We start from the raw sequence: 20,973 nt of genomic DNA, 5'->3' as shown, positions 1-20,973 counted from the left end.
CCGCCGGACCCCCTGCCAGCCCTCCAGCCCCTGGCCCCGCCGGGCTCCCGCCAGTCCGCCGACCCCGCCGGGCCGGGTCCCCTACCGACCCCGACCCCTACCCCCGCCCCGACCCCCGCCCCGGACGGGCGTACGCACGAAGGCCCCGGTCGCTCCCCTGGGGTAGGGAAGTGGCCGGGGCCTTCGTCTACTGCTGTGCTGCTTGTACTGCTGTGCTGTTTGGTTGCGCCGCACCCGCGTGGCGAACGCAGGCCGTGTGCGGCGCGGGGTGCCGGTCAGGAGCGGGAGAGAGGGCCCGCTGGGTCCGTTCCGGCGTTCACATCAGAAAGCTCAGCCCTGCAGGGTGGCAACCTTGATCGCCAGCGCCGACTTCTTGTTGGCGGCGGCGTTCTTGTGGATGACACCCTTCGAGACAGCCTTGTCGAGCGCGCGCGAAGCGGCGCGAGAAGCCACGGTGGCCTTCTCGACGTCACCGGCGGCGGCGGCCTCGCGGGCCTTGCGGATCGCGGTCTTGAGCGACGACTTGACGGCCTTGTTACGCAGGCGCGCCTTCTCGTTGGTCTTGTTCCGCTTGATCTGGGACTTGATGTTCGCCACGAAAGAGCCTTTTCAGGTTCAGAGTTTGATCTTCGGATTGTGTGCCGTCTGCTGAGAGGGCATACGACACACAGCTGCTCAGGCTACCAGCCGCGCTCCGGGCGGCCCAAACCGGTCGCACTGCCCCGGCCGTGGGACCATGGGAGTCTGCGTACAGATCCGACATCGCGCCGACGTAGGCGACGAGATCCGACTTTCGCTCCGACGACGCTTTCCGACGACGCTTTCCGACTGCGACCCGAGAATCAGGACACTGCGTGCCCGCGATCCCTAGCCACGTGCCCGAGCCGAGCCGTACCGACCCGGCGCTGATCCGCAACTTCTGCATCATCGCGCACATCGACCATGGCAAGTCGACCCTTGCCGACCGGATGCTCCAGCTCACCGGCGTGGTCGACTCGCGGCAGATGCGTGCCCAGTACCTCGACCGCATGGACATCGAGCGTGAGCGCGGCATCACGATCAAGTCGCAGGCGGTCCGACTGCCCTGGGCGCCCGTCACGGGCGACAGCCAGGGCAGCACGCACATCCTGAACATGATCGACACCCCCGGTCACGTCGACTTCACCTACGAGGTATCCCGCTCCCTCGCCGCGTGCGAGGGCACGGTCCTCCTTGTGGACGCCGCCCAGGGCATCGAGGCGCAGACCCTCGCCAACCTGTACCTGGCGATGGAGAAGGACCTCGCGATCGTCCCCGTCCTGAACAAGATCGACCTGCCGGCCGCCCAGCCGGAGAAGTTCGCCGAGGAGCTCGCGAACCTGGTCGGCTGCCAGCCCGAGGACGTGCTGCGCGTCTCCGCGAAGACCGGTGTCGGCGTGGAGGCCCTGCTCGACAAGATCGTCGCCACCGTGCCCTCCCCGATCGGAGTCAAGGCCGCCCCCGCCCGCGCGATGATCTTCGACTCGGTCTACGACTCGTACCGCGGTGTCGTGACGTACGTCCGGGTGGTCGACGGCCAGCTCAACAAGCGCGAGCGCATCCGGATGATGTCGACCGGCGCCACCCACGAGCTGCTGGAGATCGGTGTCTCCTCACCGGAGATGACCCCGTCCGACGGCATCGGCGTCGGCGAGGTGGGCTACATCATCACCGGCGTGAAGGACGTCCGCCAGTCCAAGGTCGGTGACACGATCACCAGCCTGCACAACGGCGCGACCGAGGCCCTCGGCGGCTACAAGGACCCGCGTCCGATGGTCTTCTCCGGCCTGTACCCGCTCGACGGCTCGGACTACCCGGACCTGCGCGAGGCCCTCGACAAGCTCCAGCTGAACGACGCCGCGCTGGTCTACGAGCCGGAGACCTCCGCGGCCCTCGGCTTCGGCTTCCGCGTCGGCTTCCTCGGTCTGCTCCACCTGGACGTGGTGCGCGAGCGCCTGGAGCGCGAGTTCGGCCTCGACCTGATCGCCACCGCGCCGAACGTGGTCTACCGCGTCGTCCTGGAGGACGGCAAGGAGGTCACCGTCACCAACCCGAGCGAGTTCCCCGAGGGCAAGATCTCGGACGTCTTCGAGCCGGTCGTCCGGGCCACGCTGCTCGCGCCCTCCGAGTTCATCGGCGCGATCATGGAGCTCTGCCAGCAGCGCCGCGGCACCCTCCTCGGGATGGACTACCTCTCCGAGGACCGGGTCGAGATCCGCTACACCCTCCCGCTCGCGGAGATCGTCTTCGACTTCTTCGACCAGCTGAAGTCCAAGACGCGCGGTTACGCGTCCCTGGACTACGAGCCCACGGGCGAGCAGGCCTCCGGCCTGGTCAAGGTCGACATCCTGCTGCACGGCGACAAGGTCGACGCCTTCTCCGCCGTCACCCACAAGGACGCGGCCTACGCCTACGGCGTGCGCCTGGTCGCCAAGCTCCGCGAGCTCATCCCGCGGCAGGCCTTCGAGATCCCGATCCAGGCCGCCATCGGCTCCCGGGTCATCGCCCGCGAGACCATCCGCGCCATCCGCAAGGACGTCCTCGCCAAGTGCTACGGCGGTGACATCTCCCGTAAGCGGAAGCTGCTGGAGAAGCAGAAGGAAGGCAAGAAGCGGATGAAGATGGTCGGCTCCGTGGAGGTCCCCCAGGAGGCCTTCATCGCGGTGCTGTCCAGCGACGACTCCGGCGGCAAGAAGAAGTAGTTCGACAGCGGGGAAGAAGCATCCGGAACGGGCCGCCGCGCACACGCGCGGGGGCCCGTTTCGTTATGAACCGGCCACCTGCCGACCCTTACGCACTGGTGGGGGAGCCCTCTAGTCTGATCACTGCTCGTTGGTTACTCGCCAGTCACAAGAAACCCGCCAGTCCCCACGTCTTCACGCACTGCCGCGTGGACCGGTCCGGAGGATGTCGTGAGCGACACACAGACCATGATCGAGAACCGCCCGCCCACCGTGGCGGCCCTCTTCCTTGAGCGCGTCGCCGCGACTCCGAACGGCGAGGCCTACCGCTACCCGGTCGTCGCGGCCCCCGGCCAGGGCCCGGACGAGTGGAAGTCGCTCAGCTGGGGACAGGCGGCCGAGCGGGTCTTCGCCATCGCCGCGGGCCTCGTCACCCTCGGCGTACAGCCCGAGGAGCGCGTGGCTCTCGCCTCCAGCACCCGCGTCGAGTGGATCCTCGCCGACCTCGGCGTGATGTGCGCCGGAGCCGCGACCACCACCATCTACCCGAGCACGAACGCCGAGGAATCGGCGTTCATCCTCGCCGACTCCGACAGCCGCGTGCTGATCGCCGAGGACGGCGCCCAGCTCGCCAAGGCCCGTGCGCACCGCGCCGACCTGCCCGGCCTGGCGCACGTCATCGTGCTGGACGCCGCCGCCGCGCTCGCGGCCGACGGCGACCCGGAGGGCTGGGTGCTCTCCCTCGCCGAGCTGGAGGCGCGCGGCAACGAGCACCTCGCCAAGCACCCCGAGGCGGTCCGGGAACGGATCGCGGCGATCACCGCCGACCAGCTCGCCACCCTCATCTACACCTCGGGCACCACCGGCCGCCCCAAGGGCGTCCGGCTGCCGCACGACAACTGGTCGTACATGGCCAAGGCCACCGTGGCGACGGGCATGATCACCGCGTCCGACGTCCAGTACCTGTGGCTGCCGCTCGCGCACGTCTTCGGCAAGGTGCTCACCTCCGGCCAGATCGAGGTGGGGCACGTCACCGCCGTCGACGGCCGGATCGACAAGATCATCGAGAATCTGCCGATCGTCCAGCCCACCTACATGGCGGCCGTCCCGCGCATCTTCGAGAAGGTCTACAACGGGGTCGCGGCCAAGGCCAGGGCCGGTGGCGGCGCGAAGTACAAGATCTTCAAATGGTCCGTCGCCGTCGCCCGCGAGTACGCCCAGGTCACCCAGGACAACTTCCGCCGCACCGGCCAGGCCAAGGCCCCCCTCGCCCTCGCCGCCAAGCACCGGGTCGCCGACGCGCTCGTCTACTCCAAGCTCCGCGACGCCTTCGGCGGGCACCTGCGCGCCGCCATCTCCGGCTCCGCCGCCCTCGCCCCCGACATCGGCTACTTCTTCGCCGGCGCGGGCATCAACATCCTCGAGGGCTACGGCCTGACCGAGTCCAGCGCCGCCAGCTTCGTCAACCCCGGCGAGGCCTACCGCACCGGCACCGTCGGCAAGCCGCTCCCCGGCACCGAGGTCCGCATCGCCGACGACGGCGAGATCCTGCTGCGCGGCCCCGGCATCATGGAGGGATACCACAACCAGCCCGACAAGACCGCCGAGGTGCTCGAAGCGGACGGCTGGCTGCACACCGGTGACATCGGCGAGCTGTCCCCGGACGGCTACCTGCGCATCACCGACCGCAAGAAGGACCTGATCAAGACCTCGGGCGGCAAGTACGTCGCCCCGGCCGAGGTCGAGGGCCGGTTCAAGGCGATCTGCCCCTACGTCTCCAACATCGTCGTCCACGGCGCCGACCGGAACTTCTGCTCCGCGCTCATCGCCCTCGACGGCCCCGCCATTCTGGGCTGGGCCGCCGAGAACGGGCTGGAGGGCAAGACGTACGCCCAGGTCGTGGCCGCGCCCGAGACCACGCGCCTGGTGGAGACGTACGTCCAGACCCTCAACGAGGGCCTCCAGCGCTGGCAGACGGTCAAGACCTTCCGGCTGCTGCCGCGCGACCTGGACGTCGAGCACGGTGACCTCACGCCCAGCCTCAAGCTGAAGCGGCCGGTCGTGGAGCGCGAGTTCAAGGCGCTCATCGACGAGATGTACGCGGGCTCGAACGAGGCGTAGCGGAGGCGGAACCAGGGCTCCCGTGCGCCGGACCCGGAGGGGGACGGCGCACGGGGCCGCGTGCGGGACAATGGGGGCATGCCTTCCGCCCTCCCCGACGGGGAACCCATGCCCGAAGACGGCTCGCTGCCGTCGCACGCCCTGGCGGGTGCGGCGGACCGGCCGCTCGGGTTCTACCTGCACGTCCCGTACTGCGCCACGCGCTGCGGCTACTGCGACTTCAACACCTACACCGCCACCGAGCTGCGCGGCAGCGGCGGGGTCCTGGCCTCCCGCGAGAACTACGCCGACACCCTCATCGACGAGGTCCGCCTCGCCCGCAAGGTGCTCGGCGACGATCCGCGCGCGGTCCGTACGGTCTTCGTCGGCGGCGGTACGCCCACGCTCCTGCCCGCCGCCGACCTGGTCCGGATGCTCGGGGCGGTCCGGGAGGAGTTCGGGCTGGCCGAGGACGCCGAGATCACCACCGAGGCCAATCCGGAGTCGGTCGACCCGGCGTACCTGGCCGAGCTGCGCGCCGGGGGCTTCAACCGGGTCTCCTTCGGCATGCAGAGCGCCCGGCAGCACGTCCTGAAGATCCTCGACCGCACGCACACCCCCGGCAGGCCCGAGGCCTGCGTCGCGGAGGCGCGGGCGGCGGGCTTCGAACACGTCAACCTCGACCTGATCTACGGCACTCCCGGCGAGTCCGACGACGACTGGCGGGCCTCGCTGGAAGCGGCTCTGGGCGCGGCCCCCGACCACGTCTCGGCGTACGCGCTGATCGTGGAGGAGGGCACCCAGCTCGCCCGCCGGATCCGCCGCGGCGAGGTTCCGATGACGGACGACGACGTCCACGCGGACCGGTACCTGATCGCGGACTCGGTGCTCGCCGAGGCGGGCTACGACTGGTACGAGGTCTCCAACTGGGCCACCTCCGAGGCCGGGCGCTGCCTGCACAACGAGCTGTACTGGCGCGGAGCCGACTGGTGGGGAGCGGGGCCGGGCGCGCACAGCCACGTGGGCGGGGTGCGCTGGTGGAACGTGAAGCACCCCGGCGCCTACGCGGCAGCCCTGGCGGAGGGGCGCTCGCCCGGGGCCGGGCGCGAGGTGCTGCCGCAGGAGGACCGGCGGGTCGAACGGATCCTGCTGGAGCTGCGGCTGCGGGAAGGGTGCCCGCTGTCCCTGCTGGCCCCGGCCGGGCTGGCGGCGGCCGGGCAGGCGCTGGCCGACGGGCTGCTGGAGGCCGGGCCCTTCGGGGAGGGACGGGCCGTGCTGACCCTGCGGGGGCGGCTGCTGGCCGACGCGGTGGTGCGGGACCTGGTGGACTGACCCCGCCGGGCCGGCCCCCGCCCGGGGGCGGTCAGCCCTCCGGGGCCGTCACGAAGTCGATCAGTTCCTCCACGCGGCCCAGCAGTTCCGGTTCCAGGTCCTGGTACGTGCGGACCCGGGACAGGATGTGCTGCCAGGCGGCGCCCGTGTTCTCCGGCCAGCCCAGGGCCCGGCAGATGCCCGTCTTCCAGTCCTGGCCCCGGGGGATCACCGGCCAGGCCGGGATGGACAGGGCGGCCGGTTTCACGGCCTGCCAGACGTCGATGTACGGGTGGCCCGCGATCAGCACGTGCGGGGAGGTCACCTCGGCCGCGATGCGGGACTCCTTCGAGCCCGGGACCAGGTGGTCGACCAGGATCCCGAGGCGCGCGTCCGGGCCCGGCGCGAACTCCGCCACGATCGCCGGGAGGTCGTCGATGCCCTCCAGGTACTCCACCACCACGCCCTCGATGCGCAGGTCGTCGCCCCAGACCCGCTCGACCAGTTCGGCGTCGTGGCGGCCCTCGACGTAGATCCGGCCCGCCCGCGCCACCCGGGCCCGCGCGCCCGGGACCGCGATCGAGCCCGAAGCCGTACGGGCGGGGGCGGCCGGGGCCCGGGACGGGCGCACCAGGGTCACCACGGCCCCCTCCAGCAGGAAGCCGCGCGGTTCCAGGGGGAACACCCGCCGCTTGCCGTAGCGGTCCTCCAGGGTCACCGTGCCCGCCTCGCAGCCGACCACCGCCCCGCAGAAGCCCGTAGCGGCCTCCTCGACCACCACGTCGAGGTCCGCCGGGACCTCGGGCACGGGGCGGGGGCGCTTCCACGCGGGGGTCAGGTCGGGCGAGTACTCACGCATTCGGCCGACGCTAGGAGCAGGCGCGTCCTCACGCACGCGACACGCCGTACCGCAGGGCGAGTGTGTCGCGTTGCGCACGCACGAAGGCCGCGTCGACCACCGCTCCGTGACCGGGGACGTACAGGGCGTCGTCGCCGCCCAATGACAGCAGCCGGTCCAGGGCGGCGGGCCAGCGTCCCGGTACCGCGTCCGAGCCCGCCTGCGGCTCCCCGGACTCCTCGACCAGGTCTCCGCAGAAGACGACCTCCCGCTCGCCCGGCACGAACACCGCCAGATCGTGCCCGGTGTGCCCCGGGCCGATGTTCGCCAGGAGCACCTGGACCCCGCCCAGCTCCAGGGTCCACTCGCCCGACACCAGGTGGCGCGGGACGACCAGGACGTCCGTCGCCCCGACCGCCTCGGCCCGGTCCAGGCCCTGCCGTACGGCGCTCTCGCAGAGCTCGTCACGGCCGGTGGTCAGCAGCGCGTCCAGCCCCACGGCTCCGTAGACCTCGGCGCCCGGGAAGGCCGCGGCGCCCAGTACGTGGTCGAAATGGCCGTGCGTGAATGCGAGATGCGTCACCTGGCGGCCGGTCGTCCGCTCCACCGCCTCACGCAGTCCGGCCCCCTCCCGCAGGCAGGATCCGGGGTCGATCAGCAGCACCGCGTCGTCACCCACCACCAGCCCCGCGGTGCAGTCCCACACCGGCAGCCGCAGCCGTCCGGAGCGGCCGGTCAGGCGTTCCCAGCCCATGTCTTCCCAACGCACGTCCATGCGGCGACGCTAGTCGAGCGGCCGACGCCGCGCGGTACCTTGACGGGCCGCCCTTGCTAACGCCGTGCGTACCCGCCGTACACTGGCCGGGGGATCTTTGGCACTCACCGCCCACGAGTGCCAGCGGCACTCACCACGACGGCCCAGCGAACAGGCATCACAGATGGAGGTGTGCGCGATGCTCAGCGAACGCAGACTCGAAGTGCTCCGCGCCATCGTCCAGGACTACGTCGGGACGGAGGAGCCGGTCGGCTCCAAGGCGCTCACCGAGCGGCACCGGCTCGGTGTCTCACCCGCCACCGTGCGCAACGACATGGCCGTGCTGGAGGAGGAGGGCTACATCGCCCAGCCCCACACCAGCGCGGGCCGCATTCCCACGGACAAGGGCTACCGCCTGTTCGTCGACAAGCTGGCAGGGGTCAAACCGCTGTCCAGCCCCGAGCGGCGGGCCATCCAGAACTTCCTCGACGGCGCCGTCGACCTCGACGACGTGGTCGGCCGCACGGTGCGGCTGCTCGCGCAGCTGACCCGGCAGGTCGCCGTCGTCCAGTACCCGAGCCTGACCCGCTCCACCGTCCGCCACGTCGAGCTGCTGTCGATGGCCCCGGCCCGCCTGATGCTCGTACTGATCACGGACACCGGGCGGGTCGAGCAGCGGCTCATCGACTGCCAGACCCCCTTCGGGGAGACCTCGCTGGCGGACCTGCGGGCGCGGCTCAACAGCCGGGTGGTGGGGCGCCGGTTCACCGATGTTCCCCCGCTGGTGCAGGACCTCCCGGAGTCCTTCGAGACCGAGGACCGGGCGACGGTCTCCACCGTCCTCGCGACCCTCCTCGAAACCCTCGTGGAGGAAGCCGAAGAACGGCTGATGATCGGCGGAACCGCCAATCTCACCCGCTTCGGACACGATTTCCCCCTGACGATCAGGCCGGTGCTCGAAGCGCTGGAGGAGCAGGTCGTGCTCCTCAAGCTGCTGGGCGAGGCCAACGAATCGGGCATGGCCGTACGAATCGGTCATGAGAATGCCTACGAGGGACTGAACTCCACGTCAGTCGTCTCCGTCGGTTACGGTTCGGGCGGCGAAGCAGTCGCCAAACTCGGCGTGGTCGGACCGACCCGCATGGACTACCCCGGAACGATGGGAGCGGTACGCGCAGTGGCACGTTACGTCGGACAGATCCTGGCGGAGTCGTAAGTGGCCACGGACTACTACGCCGTACTCGGCGTGCGCCGCGACGCGTCCCAGGACGAGATCAAGAAGGCCTTCCGGCGCCTCGCGCGTGAACTCCACCCGGATGTGAATCCGGATCCGAAGACGCAAGAGCGCTTCAAGGAGATCAACGCGGCCTACGAGGTGCTCTCGGATCCGCAGAAGAAGCAGGTCTACGACCTCGGCGGCGACCCCCTGTCCTCCTCGGGCGGCGGCGGCGGCGCGGGCGGATTCGGAGCCGGTGGCTTCGGCAACTTCTCGGACATCATGGACGCCTTCTTCGGCCAGGCCTCGCAGCGCGGACCGCGCTCGCGGACCCGCCGCGGCCAGGACGCCATGATCCGCCTCGACCTGGAACTCGACGAGGCGGCCTTCGGGACGACCAAGGACATCCAGGTCGACACGGCCATCGTCTGCACCACCTGCTCCGGTGAGGGCGCCGCACCCGGCACCTCGGCGCAGACGTGCGACATGTGCCGCGGCCGCGGTGAGGTCTCCCAGGTCACCCGGTCCTTCCTGGGCCAGGTCATGACCTCGCGGCCCTGCCCGCAGTGCCAGGGCTTCGGCACCGTGGTCCCGACCCCGTGCCCGGAGTGCGCGGGCGACGGCCGGGTCCGCTCCCGCCGCACCCTCACGGTCAAGATCCCGGCCGGTGTCGAGAACGGCACCCGCATCCAGCTCGCGGGCGAGGGCGAGGTCGGCCCCGGCGGCGGCCCCGCCGGTGACCTGTACGTCGAGATCCACGAGCTGCCGCACAGCACCTTCCAGCGGCGCGGGGACGACCTGCACTGCACGGTCACCATCCCGATGACCGCGGCCTCCCTGGGCACGAAGTGCCCGCTGGAGACCCTGGACGGCATGGAAGAGGTGGACGTCCGCCCCGGCACCCAGTCGGGCCAGTCCATCCCGCTGCACGGGCGCGGTGTCACGCACCTGCGCGGCGGCGGCCGCGGCGACCTCATCGTCCACGTCGAGGTCATGACCCCGAGCAAGCTGGACGCGCAGCAGGAGGAACTGCTGCGCCAGTTCGCGAAACTGCGCGGCGAGGAACGGCCCACCGGCCAGTTCCAGCCCGGGCAGCAGGGTCTGTTCAGTCGGTTGAAGGATGCGTTCAACGGGCGTTGAGCGTGTTGTCGGGCGGCGGTCCGGGCCTCCGCCGGGGGTCCGGGGGTCGTCCCCCGGGTGGGCGCGGTCAGCCCGGGCAGCAGGGTCTGTTCAGTCGGTTGAAGGATGCGTTCAACGGGCGTTGAGCGTGTTGTCGGGCGGCGGTCCGGGCCTCCGCCGGGGGTCCGGGGAAACGGACTATGCCAGGCGAATTGCACGATTCGGTCTGGTGCGGGGGACATGGCACGATGCTGGGCATGTCCTCCGCACCGAACGGTCTCTACCAGTACCCGATCGTGCAGGCTCCGATGGCTGGTGGCGGCTCCTGTCCGCCGCTCGCCGCCGCCGTGTCCGAGGCCAGCGCGCTGGGCTTCCTGGCGGGCGGCTACAAAACCGCCGACGGCATGTACCAGGAGATCAAGCGGCTGCGCGGGTTGACCCGGCGCCCCTTCGGCGTGAACCTCTTCATGCCGCAGACCGCCGCCGTCGACCCGGCCGCCATCGAGGCCTACCGGGGACAGCTGGCCGGTGAGGCGAGCTGGTACGAGCTCTCCCTCGCGGACGAGGACACCGCCGGAACCTGCGACGACGGCTACGAGGCCAAGCTGGCCATCCTGGTCGAGGATCCGGTCCCCGTCGTCTCCTTCACCTTCGGGTGCCCCCCGGCCGAGGTGCTCGCGACCCTGCGCCAGGCGGGCACGTACACCGTGATCACCGTGACCTCGGTCGACGAGGCCCGGGCCGCGCAGAGCGCGGGCGCGGACGCGGTCTGCGTACAGGGCATCGAGGCGGGCGGCCACCAGGGCACCCACCGGGACGATCCGCACACCGACGGCACGGCGGGCGTCGGCCTGCTGGCGCTGGTCGGGCAGGTACGGGAAGGGGTCGCCCTCCCGATCATCGCGGCGGGCGGAATCATGCGTGGCTCGCAGATCGCCGCGGTGCTCGCGGCGGGAGCGGAGGCCGCGCAGCTCGGTACGGCCTTCCTGGCCTGCCCGGAGTCCGGCGCGCACCCGCTGCACAAGAAGGCGCTGACCGACCCGCTCTTCGCCCACACCGAACTCACCCGCGCCTTCTCCGGCCGTCCGGCGCGGGGGCTGGTCAACCGGTTCATGCGGGAGCACGGGCCGTACGCGCCCGCCGCCTACCCCCAGGTCCACCACCTGACCGCGGGGCTGCGCAAGGCCGCCGCGGCGGCCGGGGACGCGCAGGGGATGGCCCTGTGGGCGGGCCAGGGCCACCGGCTGGCCCGGCCGCTGCCCGCCGGGCAGCTGGTGGAGGTACTGGCGGCCGAACTGACCGAAACACAGGGCGCGTTGCGCGCGCTGCAGATGAGGAGTGCGTCATGACCGCCCCCGTGTTCGTGGTCGAAGAGGTCCCCGCGGGGCCGGAGTTCGTCCTGGACGGGCCCGAAGGCAGGCACGCGGTGTCGGTGAAGCGGCTGAACCCGGGCGAGGCGGTGGTCCTGGCGGACGGCCGCGGGCGCTGGGCCGAGGCCGTGGTCAAGGCGGCGGAGGGCAAGGACCGGCTGGTGGTGGCGGTGGAGTCGGTGCACGAGGAGCCGGAGCCCGCGGTACGGATCACCGTGGTCCAGGCGCTGCCGAAGGGCGACCGTGGCGAGTTGGCCGTCGAGACGATGACCGAGACCGGGGTCGACGCGGTGGTGCCGTGGCAGGCCTCGCGGTGCATCACGCAGTGGCGCGGGGAGCGGGGGGCGAAGGCCCTGGGCAAGTGGCGGGCGACCGCGCGGGAGGCCGGGAAGCAGTCCCGGCGGGTCCGGTTCCCGGAGGTGGCGGAGGCGGCCTCGACGAAGCAGGTGGCGGCGCTGCTGGCGGGGGCGGACCTGGCGATGGTCCTGCACGAGGACCGGGACGCGGCGTCGCGGGCCCTGGCCGGGGCGGCGCTGCCGGAGTCGGGCTCGATCGTCCTCGTCGTCGGGCCCGAGGGCGGGGTCTCGCCGGAGGAGCTGGCCGTGTTCGCCGAGGCGGGGGCGCAGCCGTACCGCCTGGGGCGGTCGGTGCTGCGGACCTCCACCGCGGGCACCGCGGCCGTGGCGGTCCTCCTGGCCCGCACGGGCCGCTGGTCCTGACGGGCCGCCGCCGCGGGTCGGGAGCGGTCTCCCCGTACCTTCGGCGGGTCCTCAAGCGCCGGACGGGCCGGGAGCGCCCCGCGGGCGGTAGCGGCGTCCGGTGCCCCGTGCGGAGGGTGCGGGAACGTTACGATGCGGGGAGTCGATCACCACAACGGAGGCGCCGCAATGGCCGGGGAACCTCAGGCGGACTGCCTGTTCTGCAAGATCGTCAAGGGTGAGATCCCCGCGACCGTCGTCCGCGAGACCGCGACGACCCTGGCCTTCCGGGACATAAGCCCCAAGGCGCCGACCCACGTCCTGGTCATCCCCAAGGCGCACTACCGCGACGCCGCCTCCCTCGCCACCGCCGAGCCCACCATCGCCGGTGACGTACTGCGCGAGGCGGGCGAGGTCGCCGCGCAGGAGGGCGTCGACGGCTCCGGCTACCGGATCGTCCTCAACACCGGCGAGGGCGCGGGCCAGACCGTCTTCCACGCCCACGCGCACGTCCTCGGCGGCCGCGGCCTCGAATGGCCCCCGGGATAGCCGTGTCCGTACGGGAGTTCGTGGTGCTGGGCACCGCCAGTCAAGTGCCCACCCGCCACCGCAATCACAACGGCTACCTCCTGCGCTGGGACGGCGAGGGCATCCTCTTCGATCCGGGCGAGGGCACGCAGGGACAGATGCTGCGGGCCGGAGTCGCCGCGCACGACATCAACCGGATCTGTGTCACCCACTTCCACGGTGACCACAGCCTCGGCCTCGCCGGGGTGATCCAGCGGATCAACCTCGACCAGGTCCCGCACCCCGTCACCGCCCATTACCCCGCCTCCGGCCAGAAGTTCTTCGACCGGCTGCGCTACGCGACCGCGTACCGCGAGACGGTCCGGATCGCCGAGGCCCCGGTGGCCGCGGCCGGGGTGCTGGCGCGCGGGGCGACGTACACGCTGGAAGCCCAGCTGCTCTCGCACCCCGTGGAGTCCTTCGGCTACCGGATCACCGAGCCCGACGGGCGGCGGATACGGCCCGAACTGCTCGCGCGCCGCGGCATCAAGGGCCCGGACGTCGGGCGGCTCCAGCGCGACGGCGAGCTGAACGGCGTCACCCTCGACGAGGTCAGCGAGCACCGGCCGGGCCAGCGCTTCGCGTTCGTCATGGACACCCGGCTCTGCGAGGGCGTCGACGCCCTCGCGGACGGCTGCGACATGCTGGTCATCGAGTCCACGTTCCTCGACGCGGACGAACGGCTCGCCACCGACCACGGGCACCTGACTGCCGCCCAGGCCGCCCGGGTCGCCCGCGCGGCCGGCGTCCGTCACCTCGTCCTGACCCACTTCTCGCAGCGCTACACGGACCCCGCCGACTTCGAACGCGAGGCCCGCGCGGCCGGGTTCGAGGGCGAGCTGACCATCGCGGCCGACCTGACCCGGGTCCCGCTGCCCAAGCGCGGGTAGCGGGCCGCGGGGGCGCGCAGCAGCACCCGCGGCGGGGCGCGCCCCGGGAGCGGGGCCACGGTGACGTCGGTGATCGTCAGCTCCGGCGCGCCGACCCGCGGCACCGGACCCGAGGCGGCCCCCGAGACCGCCGCCAGCACGGCGGCCGGGGCCCCGCCCCGGCGGCGTACCGAACCCGGCACCAGCGGGCGTCCGCCCGCGTGCAGCGCGACGGCGGTCAGCGGAGCCGCCACCGCCAGCAGCAGGGCGCCCAGCACCAGGCCCATGCCGGGGAAACCGGCGCGCTCGGCCAGCAGACTGCCCGTGACGGGGCCGCACGCCACCCCCAGGGAGGAAGCGGAACCCGCGAGCACCGCCCAGCGCCCAAGGGGGTCCAGCGCGGCCGCGAGGCCGATGGCGTACGAGAGGACCACCGGGTAGAGCGCGTTCCACAGGATCTCACCGGCGGCGAATGAACCCGGGTCGCGCGCCCCGGACGAGGCGACCACGCACACCGCGATCAGCGCCGTGCCCGCCCCGACCGGCACCGCCCGCCCGAGCCGCGCGCCCAGCGCTGAGGCGGCGGTGACCCCGAGCAGCCCGGCCCCCAGGGCGGCGGCGAAGACCAGACCCAGGGCGACCTCGGACAGGCCCGCCTGCTGGGCCCCGATCCGGCCGCTGACCCCCCACAGCGCGTTCTGGGCCAGCGACCACAGCATCAGCGCCCCGGCCAGCACCACCCCGGCCCGCGGGTACGGCAGCCGCCAGGCCGGAGTACGTACGCCCACGCGCCCGCCAGCCGCCGGGGCCCCCGCCAGCCGCCCGGTCGCGGGCCACGCCAGGAGCGCCACCAGGGCGATCGCGGCGAACGGCGGCCCGTGCCCGCCGCCGAGCCGCGGCAGGAGCAGGTACAGCGCCCCGGCGGTCGCCGACACCGACAACAGCCCCAGGGCGGAGGTGCGGTGAGGATCGCGTTGGGCGGCGATCCCCGAGGCGGCCACGGCGGTGGCCGCACCGGAACCGAACCCGCCGACCACCGCCCCCGCGACGACCAGCGGCAGCAGCGCGGTCGCGGCGGCCGCGCCGTAGCCCGCGACGGCGAGCAGCAGCCCCAGCCGGGCCAGCGGGCGCGGCCCGTGGCGCGGGATGCGGGAGGCGAGGACGAACCCGGCGGCGGCGGAACCCAGCAGCAGGGCCGAGCCGATCAGGCCGGCCTGGGTGGGACTCAGCGGGAGGGTGGCGCCGAGCCGTCCCACGACCGTGGGCAGGAGGTACGGGGCGACGTAACCGGCGGTGAAGAGGGCGACGAGGGGCCGGGCGGCGGGGTGCGCCGGGGCATGGTCGGACACGGTGGATCCAGGAGGTGCGCGGGTGATTCGGGACGCCGCGGGAGGAGCGGGGGCCAATATCTATCAAGCGACCGGAGTTGAGGAGAAGAGGGATCCGGAGCGTTCCTCCGGTGATCTGGGACACACTGGGTTTCGCCCCCGTCCGGCCCGGGCAAGGCTGGCAGCCTTCCGGGCCCACCACGCCGCGCACGAAACGAGGACCACGCCGTGACCAGTCGGAACAGCCTCCAGAGCCGGAACAGAGCCACCGGTGAGCAGGTGGACCCGCTCGCTCCGCTCCGCTCGCCCCGGGACCCGGACTGCGACGTGTTCCTGACCGGCACGGTCTTCCTCGACATCATCTTCACCGGCCTCGACTCGGCCCCGGTGCGCGGTACGGAGTCCTGGGCGCGGGGCATGGGCTCCAGCCCCGGCGGGGTCGCCAACATGGCCACCGCGCTGGCCCGGCTCGGGCTGCACACCTCCCTCGCCGCGGCCTTCGGCGACGACCACTACGGCGAGTACTGCTGGGACGCGCTGGAACAGGGCGAGGGCATCGACCTGGCGATGTCGCGCCGGATCTCCGGCTGGCATTCGCCCGTCACCGTCTCCATGGCCTACGAGGGCGAGCGCACGATGGTCTCGCACGGGCACGAGGCGCCCCCCGGAGCCGCGACCGACCCCATCCCGGACTGCCCGCCCCGGGCCAGGGCCGCGGTCGCCTCACTGGCCCCCGGGCGCCGCGAGGAGTGGATCGCGGCCGCCGCACGGCGCGGGGCCCGGGTGTTCGCGGACGTCGGCTGGGACGAGAGCGGGCGCTGGGACCTGGGCGCGCTGGGCGACCTGGAGCACTGCGAGGCCTTCCTGCCGAACGCCGCCGAGGCCATGCGGTACACGGGCGCGGACTGCCCGCTCGCGGCGGCCCGGGCGCTGGCCGAGCGGGTGCCGATCGCGGTGGTCACGATGGGCGCGGAGGGCTCGTACGCGGTGGACGGGCGGACCGGCGAGAGCGCCCAGGTCCCGGCCATCGAGGTGGAGGCGCTGGACCCCACCGGCGCGGGTGACGTGTACGTGGCGGGCTTCGTCACCGGCACCCTGGCGGGCTGGCCGCTCGCCGACCGGCTCGCCTTCGCCGGTCTGACGGCGGCGCTGTCGGTGCAGGAGTTCGGCGGCTCCCTCTCGGCACCGGGCTGGCCGGAGGTGGCCCACTGGTGGCACGGGCTGCGGTCCCGGCCGGGCGGGATCCCGCCGGAGCTGCGCCACTACGGGTTCCTGGACGGCCTGCTGCCCCCGGAGGCCGCCGAGGAGGCGGGCCGGGCCGCCGCCCGCCGCCGTGCGGTCCCCACGATCGGCTTCCGGCACTCCGCGTAACCGGATGCCCGCGCTCCGGAACCGACCCGGAGAAATACCCTCGGTCAATCCCGAGCGGAGTCGTACCCTTGGAAATCCGAGGGTCGTCGATCGGCGAGACCCCTCAACGGGAGGTGTGCGCAGGCCTCAGAGCCGGCCCATGACTCAGACACCCACAGCCCGCACCCCCGCACTGCCGGGGCAGGCACGAGCCCACTTCACCGTCCCGGCCACGCACCCGATGGTGACGGTGCTGGGTTCCGGCGACGCCCTGCTGCGCGTGATCGAGCGGGCGTTCCCCGCCACCGACATCCATGTCCGTGGCAACCAGGTCAGCGCGGTCGGGGCAGCGGCGGAAGTCGCCCTCGTCCAGCGCCTGTTCGACGAGATGATGCTGGTGCTCCGCACCGGGCAGCCGATGACGGAGGACGCAGTGGAACGGTCGATCGCGATGCTGCGGGCCAACGGCAGCGGCGCCGGGGGTGAAGGAGGGCACGAGTCCGAGAGCCCGGCGGACGTGCTCACCCAGAACATCCTCTCCAGCCGCGGCCGCACCATCCGCCCCAAGACCCTCAACCAGAAGCGCTACGTCGACGCGATCGACAAGAACACGATCGTCTTCGGCATCGGCCCCGCCGGTACCGGCAAGACCTACCTGGCGATGGCCAAGGCGGTCCAGGCCCTGCAGTCCAAGCAGGTCAGCCGGATCATCCTGACCCGACCGGCCGTCGAGGCGGGCGAACGCCTCGGCTTCCTGCCCGGCACCCTCTTCGACAAGATCGACCCCTACCTGCGCCCGCTCTACGACGCGCTGCACGACATGATGGACCCGGACTCGATCCCCCGCCTGATGGCGGCGGGCACGATCGAGGTCGCGCCCCTGGCCTACATGCGCGGAAGAACTCTGAACGAGGCGTTCGTGGTCCTCGACGAGGCCCAGAACACCAGCCCCGAGCAGATGAAGATGTTCCTCACCCGGCTCGGGTTCCAGTCCAAGATCGTCGTCACCGGTGACATCACCCAGGTCGACCTCCCGGGCGGGACCAAGAGCGGTCTGCGCCAGGTCCAGGAGATCCTCGAAGGCGTCCCGGACATCCACTTCTCGCGGCTCACCTCCGAGGATGTCGTCCGGCACAAGCTCGTCGGCCGTATCGTCGACGCGTACGAGCAGTACGACAGCCACAACGGGAAGTAGTCCAGAAGCACCATGTCGATCGACGTCAACAACGAGTCCGGAACCGATGTCGACGAGCAGGCGATCCTCGACGTCGCCCGCTACGCGCTCACCCGGATGAGGATCCACCCGCTGTCCGAGCTGTCCGTCATCGTGGTCGACGAGGCGGCGATGGAGCAGCTGCACATCCAGTGGATGGACCTGCCCGGACCCACCGACGTCATGTCCTTCCCGATGGACGAGCTGCGTCCGCCGGCGAAGGACGACGATGAGCCCCCGCAGGGACTCCTCGGCGACATCGTGCTCTGCCCCGAGGTCGCCAAGAAGCAGGGCGAGGACGCGCCGACGCAGCACTCCATGGACGAGGAGCTCCAGCTCCTCACCGTCCACGGGGTGCTGCACCTGCTCGGCTACGACCACGAGGAGCCGGACGAGAAGGCCGAGATGTTCGGCCTCCAGGCCGCCATCGTGGACGGCTGGCGGGGTGAGCGCGGCATGACCGGCGCCTCTCCCGCTCCCACCGTCTCGTGACCGCCCCCCAGCTGATCACCGGGGCGGTCCTGCTGGTCGTGGTGGCCTGGTTCGCGGCCTGCGCCGAATCCGGGATCGCCCGGATGTCCATCTTCCGCGCCGAGCAGGCCGTACGCGAGGGGCGGCGCGGCAGCGACAAGCTCGCCCAGGTCGCCGCCGACCCCACCCGCTACCTCAATGTGGCCCTGCTGGTCCGGGTCACCTGCGAGATGGCTGCGGGCGTCCTCGTCACCTACGTCTGCCTCCAGGAGTTCGGCGAGACGTGGACGGCGCTGCTCGTGGCCATCGGGGTGATGGTGCTGGTCTCCTTCGTCGCGGTGGGCGTCTCCCCCCGTACGATCGGCCGCCAGCACCCCTTCAACACCGCGACGGCGGCGTCGTACGTCCTGGTCCCGCTGGCCCGGGTGATGGGCCCGATCCCGCAGTTGCTGATCCTCATCGGCAACGCGCTGACCCCCGGAAAGGGCTTCCGCAAGGGGCCGTTCGCCTCCGAGGCCGAACTGCGCGCGATGGTGGACCTGGCGGAGAAGGAATCGCTGATCGAGGACGACGAGCGCCGGATGGTGCACCAGGTCTTCGAACTCGGCGACACCCTGGTGCGCGAGGTGATGGTGCCGCGCACCGACCTGATCTGCATCGAGCGGTACAAGACGATCCGTCAGGCGACCACGCTCGCCCTGCGGTCCGGGTTCTCGCGGATCCCGGTCACCGGGGAGAACGAGGACGACATCGTCGGGATCGTCTACCTCAAGGACCTCGTCCGCAAGACGCACATCAGCCGCGAGGCCGAGTCCGAACTCGTCACCACCGCGATGCGCCCGGCCGTCTTCGTGCCCGACACGAAGAACGCGGGTGACCTGCTGCGCGAGATGCAGCAGGTCCGCAACCACGTGGCCGTCGTCATCGACGAGTACGGCGGCACGGCCGGGATCGTCACCATCGAGGACATCCTCGAAGAGATCGTCGGCGAGATCACCGACGAGTACGACCGTGAACTCCCGCCCGTGGAAGAGCTGGGCGACGACCGCTACCGGGTGACCGCCCGGCTCGACATCACCGACCTCGGCGAACTGTTCGGGGTCGAGGACTTCGACGACGAGGACGTGGAGACGGTCGGCGGACTGCTGGCCAAGGCGCTCGGCCGGGTGCCGATCGCGGGCGCCTCCGCGTTCCAGGAGCTGCCCGACGGGCGCTCGCTGCTGCTGACCGCCGAATCCCCGGCGGGCCGCCGCAACAAGATCATCACCGTGCTGGTCGAGCCGGTTTTGCCGGAGCCGGCGGTCAAGGGGGAGACGGAATGACACCGGCCGAGCTGCGCGCCTTCTGCCTCGGATTCAACGCCGCGGTCGAGGAGTTCCCCTTCAACCCGGACACCTCGGTGTTCAAGGTGCTGGGCAAGGTGTTCGCGCTCTCGGCACTCGACGGCGCTCCGCTCACGGTCAACCTCAAGTGTGAACCGGACGCCGCGGTACGGCTGCGCGCCGAGTACGAGGCGGTCGTGCCCGGCTGGCACATGAACAAGCGGCACTGGAACACGGTGACCGTGGGCGGACTTCCGGACGCCGTGGTCAGGGAACTGGTCGAGGACTCGTACGACCTGGTGGTGGCGGGGATGCCGCGGGCGGAGCGGCTGCGGCTCGACCGGCCCTGAGGGGCGTCGCGCGCCCGCGGGACGGGGGCGGCTGGGAGCAAGGTCACAATTTTATTGGACCTTGAGATCTTCGGATCCTCTTACTTTGTGTTTATGTTTGCTTCCGCCAAGCATGATCTGTTCCTGGAGACCCCGTGCACCGCCGTACCCGTTTCGCCGCGACCGCGCTCGCGTCCGCCTCCCTCCTCTTCGCCGCCGCGTGCGAGGGCGGGGGGAAGGCCGCCTCGGCCGGGGCTCCCGCGAAGGCGCCCGCGGACGCTCCCGCCAAGGCGCCCGCGACGCTGACGGCGGACCAGGCCAAGAGCGTGCTGCTGACGGCGGCGGACCTGTCCGCCGGATGGAAGTTCGAGAAGGACACCGTCATCGATTCCGGTGACGCCGCGTCGTACGAGTTCGGCCCCGCCAAGCCGACCACCTGCAAGGCGATCGTCGACCTGGTCAACACCGGGCGGCTGCTCTCCGACTACAAGATCAACCGGCAGGCCGTCTTCACCGACGCGAGCGGCGGCAGCCACATACTCCAGGACGTCAGCGGCTACGAGAGTGCCGCCGACGCCGAGCAGGCAGTGACCGCACTCGCCGCGACGGTCAAGGCCTGCGGCTCCTTCAAGTCCACCTTCGAGGGCAAGACCGCGCTCGCCAAAGCCGAGGTCTTCGAGATCCCGGCCCTCGGCGAGCAGTCCACGGGTCTGCGCGTGCAGATCAAGAACGACGTGCACGCCGTGGACCAGGACATCGCGGTGATCCGGGTCGGCGCCGCGATCAGCACCGTCCACAACAACTGGGGCGACGGGCAGCGCGGGGAGAAGGACTTCGACCGCGCCATCCACAAGGTGGAGACCTCGCTGAAGGCCACCAAGCCGACTTCCTAGTCGAAACCCCGTGCCGGGGGCCGGGGGTGGGTATTGAGGGGAGAACGCCTCGGCGGGGCCGTTGCGCGGCCCCGCCGAGGCGCTCTCCTATGCTTTCGGGCATGACGGACAGCGATAACGCCAACGGCGCCACCGGGCCCGGCCCCGAAGACAGTAAGATCATCACGCTGGCGCGCAGCGCCCGGGCCCGCAACGGGGTGCCCGAAGGGGCGGCGGTGCGGGACGAGACGGGCCGTACGTACGTCGCCGGGACCGTGGAGCTGGAGTCGCTCAAGCTCAGCGCCCTGCGGACCGCCGTCGCGATGGCCGTGGCCAGCGGAGCGCAGTCCTTGGAGGCGGCGGCCGTGGTCAGCGCGGCCGACAGCGTCACCGAGGCCGACCGGGCGGCCGTCCGCGACCTCGGCGGAGCGGCCACACCGGTCCTGCTCGCCGCCCCCGACGGCACCCTTAAGTCCACCACCACGGCGGGCTGAACCGGCTGCGGGCCGGATCCGGCCGGGACCGCTCAGGCGACGTCCCGGACCGC

The 20,973-nt window shown here is 71.8% G+C and carries 20 protein-coding genes; 16 read left to right on the top strand and 4 right to left on the bottom strand.

Going from position 1 to position 20,973, the window contains the following annotated elements; translation table 11 throughout:
* Positions 1-330: 330 nt before the first annotated feature.
* On the bottom strand, positions 331-597 hold the full coding sequence (gene rpsT, locus QMF80_RS34220; protein WP_283460667.1) for a 30S ribosomal protein S20: 267 nt from the start codon (positions 595-597) through the stop codon (positions 331-333).
* 257 nt (positions 598-854) lie between these two features.
* Here rpsT and lepA point away from each other — a divergent pair, with 257 nt between their 5' ends.
* From lepA to hemW, 3 genes are all read left to right on the top strand, one after another.
* Entirely contained in the window at positions 855-2,720 is a 1,866-nt protein-coding gene (lepA, locus tag QMF80_RS34215; protein ID WP_283460665.1) for a translation elongation factor 4, read from the top strand.
* 210 nt (positions 2,721-2,930) lie between these two features.
* Positions 2,931-4,820 carry an AMP-dependent synthetase/ligase gene (locus QMF80_RS34210; protein ID WP_283460663.1) on the top strand — a complete coding sequence of 630 codons (1,890 nt, stop codon included), beginning with the start codon at positions 2,931-2,933 and terminating at the stop codon, positions 4,818-4,820.
* Between the two features lie 78 nt (positions 4,821-4,898).
* A complete protein-coding gene (hemW, locus tag QMF80_RS34205) occupies positions 4,899-6,131 on the top strand; it encodes a radical SAM family heme chaperone HemW (RefSeq protein ID WP_283460661.1) in 1,233 nt (410 codons plus the stop codon).
* Positions 6,132-6,162: 31 nt separating this feature from the next.
* Here the strand turns inward: hemW and QMF80_RS34200 are convergent, their stop codons facing one another.
* On the bottom strand, positions 6,163-6,969 hold the full coding sequence (locus QMF80_RS34200) for a DUF3097 domain-containing protein (protein WP_283460659.1): 807 nt from the start codon (positions 6,967-6,969) through the stop codon (positions 6,163-6,165).
* A gap of 28 nt (positions 6,970-6,997) precedes the next feature.
* Positions 6,998-7,723, bottom strand: coding sequence for an MBL fold metallo-hydrolase (locus QMF80_RS34195; RefSeq protein ID WP_283460657.1), 726 nt, complete (start codon positions 7,721-7,723; stop codon positions 6,998-7,000).
* A 178-nt stretch (positions 7,724-7,901) separates the two neighbouring features.
* On the opposite strand from QMF80_RS34195, the gene hrcA reads away from it, so the two are divergent.
* The 6 genes from hrcA to QMF80_RS34165 all read left to right on the top strand — a co-directional run bounded on the left by hrcA (position 7,902) and on the right by QMF80_RS34165 (position 13,562).
* A complete protein-coding gene (gene hrcA, locus QMF80_RS34190; protein WP_283460655.1) occupies positions 7,902-8,918 on the top strand; it encodes a heat-inducible transcriptional repressor HrcA in 1,017 nt (338 codons plus the stop codon).
* Positions 8,919-10,058, top strand: a complete 1,140-nt coding sequence (gene dnaJ / locus QMF80_RS34185) for a molecular chaperone DnaJ (RefSeq protein WP_283460653.1) — start codon at positions 8,919-8,921, stop codon at positions 10,056-10,058.
* 236 nt (positions 10,059-10,294) lie between these two features.
* A complete protein-coding gene (locus tag QMF80_RS34180; protein ID WP_283460651.1) occupies positions 10,295-11,386 on the top strand; it encodes a nitronate monooxygenase in 1,092 nt (363 codons plus the stop codon).
* Complete coding sequence (locus QMF80_RS34175; protein ID WP_283460648.1) at positions 11,383-12,126, top strand: 16S rRNA (uracil(1498)-N(3))-methyltransferase; 744 nt, start codon at positions 11,383-11,385, stop codon at positions 12,124-12,126. The genes QMF80_RS34180 and QMF80_RS34175 overlap by 4 nt, the downstream gene beginning before the upstream one ends.
* A 168-nt stretch (positions 12,127-12,294) precedes the next feature.
* Positions 12,295-12,654, top strand: a complete 360-nt coding sequence (locus QMF80_RS34170) for a histidine triad nucleotide-binding protein (protein ID WP_283460646.1) — start codon at positions 12,295-12,297, stop codon at positions 12,652-12,654.
* Positions 12,655-12,656: 2 nt separating this feature from the next.
* Positions 12,657-13,562: a ribonuclease Z gene (locus QMF80_RS34165; protein WP_283460675.1), complete on the top strand. Its 906-nt coding sequence runs from the start codon at positions 12,657-12,659 to the stop codon at positions 13,560-13,562.
* On the opposite strand, the gene QMF80_RS34160 is transcribed toward QMF80_RS34165, so the two are convergent.
* Entirely contained in the window at positions 13,454-14,890 is a 1,437-nt protein-coding gene (locus QMF80_RS34160) for an MFS transporter (protein WP_283460644.1), read from the bottom strand. The two genes, QMF80_RS34165 and QMF80_RS34160, sit on opposite strands and share 109 nt — an antisense overlap.
* 207 nt (positions 14,891-15,097) lie before the next feature.
* Here QMF80_RS34160 and QMF80_RS34155 point away from each other — a divergent pair, with 207 nt between their 5' ends.
* The 7 genes from QMF80_RS34155 (at position 15,098) to QMF80_RS34125 (ending at position 20,920) form a co-directional block, all read left to right on the top strand.
* The gene (locus tag QMF80_RS34155) at positions 15,098-16,240 is read left to right on the top strand and encodes a PfkB family carbohydrate kinase (protein WP_283460642.1); all 1,143 of its coding nucleotides are present in this window, start codon (positions 15,098-15,100) and stop codon (positions 16,238-16,240) included.
* A 139-nt stretch (positions 16,241-16,379) separates the two neighbouring features.
* Positions 16,380-17,414, top strand: a complete 1,035-nt coding sequence (locus tag QMF80_RS34150) for a PhoH family protein (protein WP_283460641.1) — start codon at positions 16,380-16,382, stop codon at positions 17,412-17,414.
* 12 nt (positions 17,415-17,426) lie between these two features.
* Positions 17,427-17,924 (top strand): rRNA maturation RNase YbeY, encoded by a 498-nt coding sequence (ybeY, locus tag QMF80_RS34145; protein WP_283460640.1) that lies wholly within the window; start codon positions 17,427-17,429, stop codon positions 17,922-17,924.
* Positions 17,921-19,225 carry a hemolysin family protein gene (locus tag QMF80_RS34140; RefSeq protein ID WP_283460638.1) on the top strand — a complete coding sequence of 435 codons (1,305 nt, stop codon included), beginning with the start codon at positions 17,921-17,923 and terminating at the stop codon, positions 19,223-19,225. The genes ybeY and QMF80_RS34140 overlap by 4 nt, the downstream gene beginning before the upstream one ends.
* Positions 19,222-19,575 carry an MmcQ/YjbR family DNA-binding protein gene (locus QMF80_RS34135; protein ID WP_283460637.1) on the top strand — a complete coding sequence of 118 codons (354 nt, stop codon included), beginning with the start codon at positions 19,222-19,224 and terminating at the stop codon, positions 19,573-19,575. The genes QMF80_RS34140 and QMF80_RS34135 overlap by 4 nt, the downstream gene beginning before the upstream one ends.
* A gap of 134 nt (positions 19,576-19,709) precedes the next feature.
* Entirely contained in the window at positions 19,710-20,447 is a 738-nt protein-coding gene (locus tag QMF80_RS34130) for a hypothetical protein (RefSeq protein ID WP_283460634.1), read from the top strand.
* Between the two features lie 101 nt (positions 20,448-20,548).
* Positions 20,549-20,920: a cytidine deaminase-like protein gene (locus QMF80_RS34125; protein WP_283460633.1), complete on the top strand. Its 372-nt coding sequence runs from the start codon at positions 20,549-20,551 to the stop codon at positions 20,918-20,920.
* Positions 20,921-20,973 lie beyond the last annotated feature (53 nt).

Source organism: Streptomyces sp. G-G2, from assembly GCF_030063135.1.
Classification (GTDB): domain Bacteria; phylum Actinomycetota; class Actinomycetes; order Streptomycetales; family Streptomycetaceae; genus Streptomyces.
This window is presented reverse-complemented; position numbering and strand designations above follow the sequence as displayed.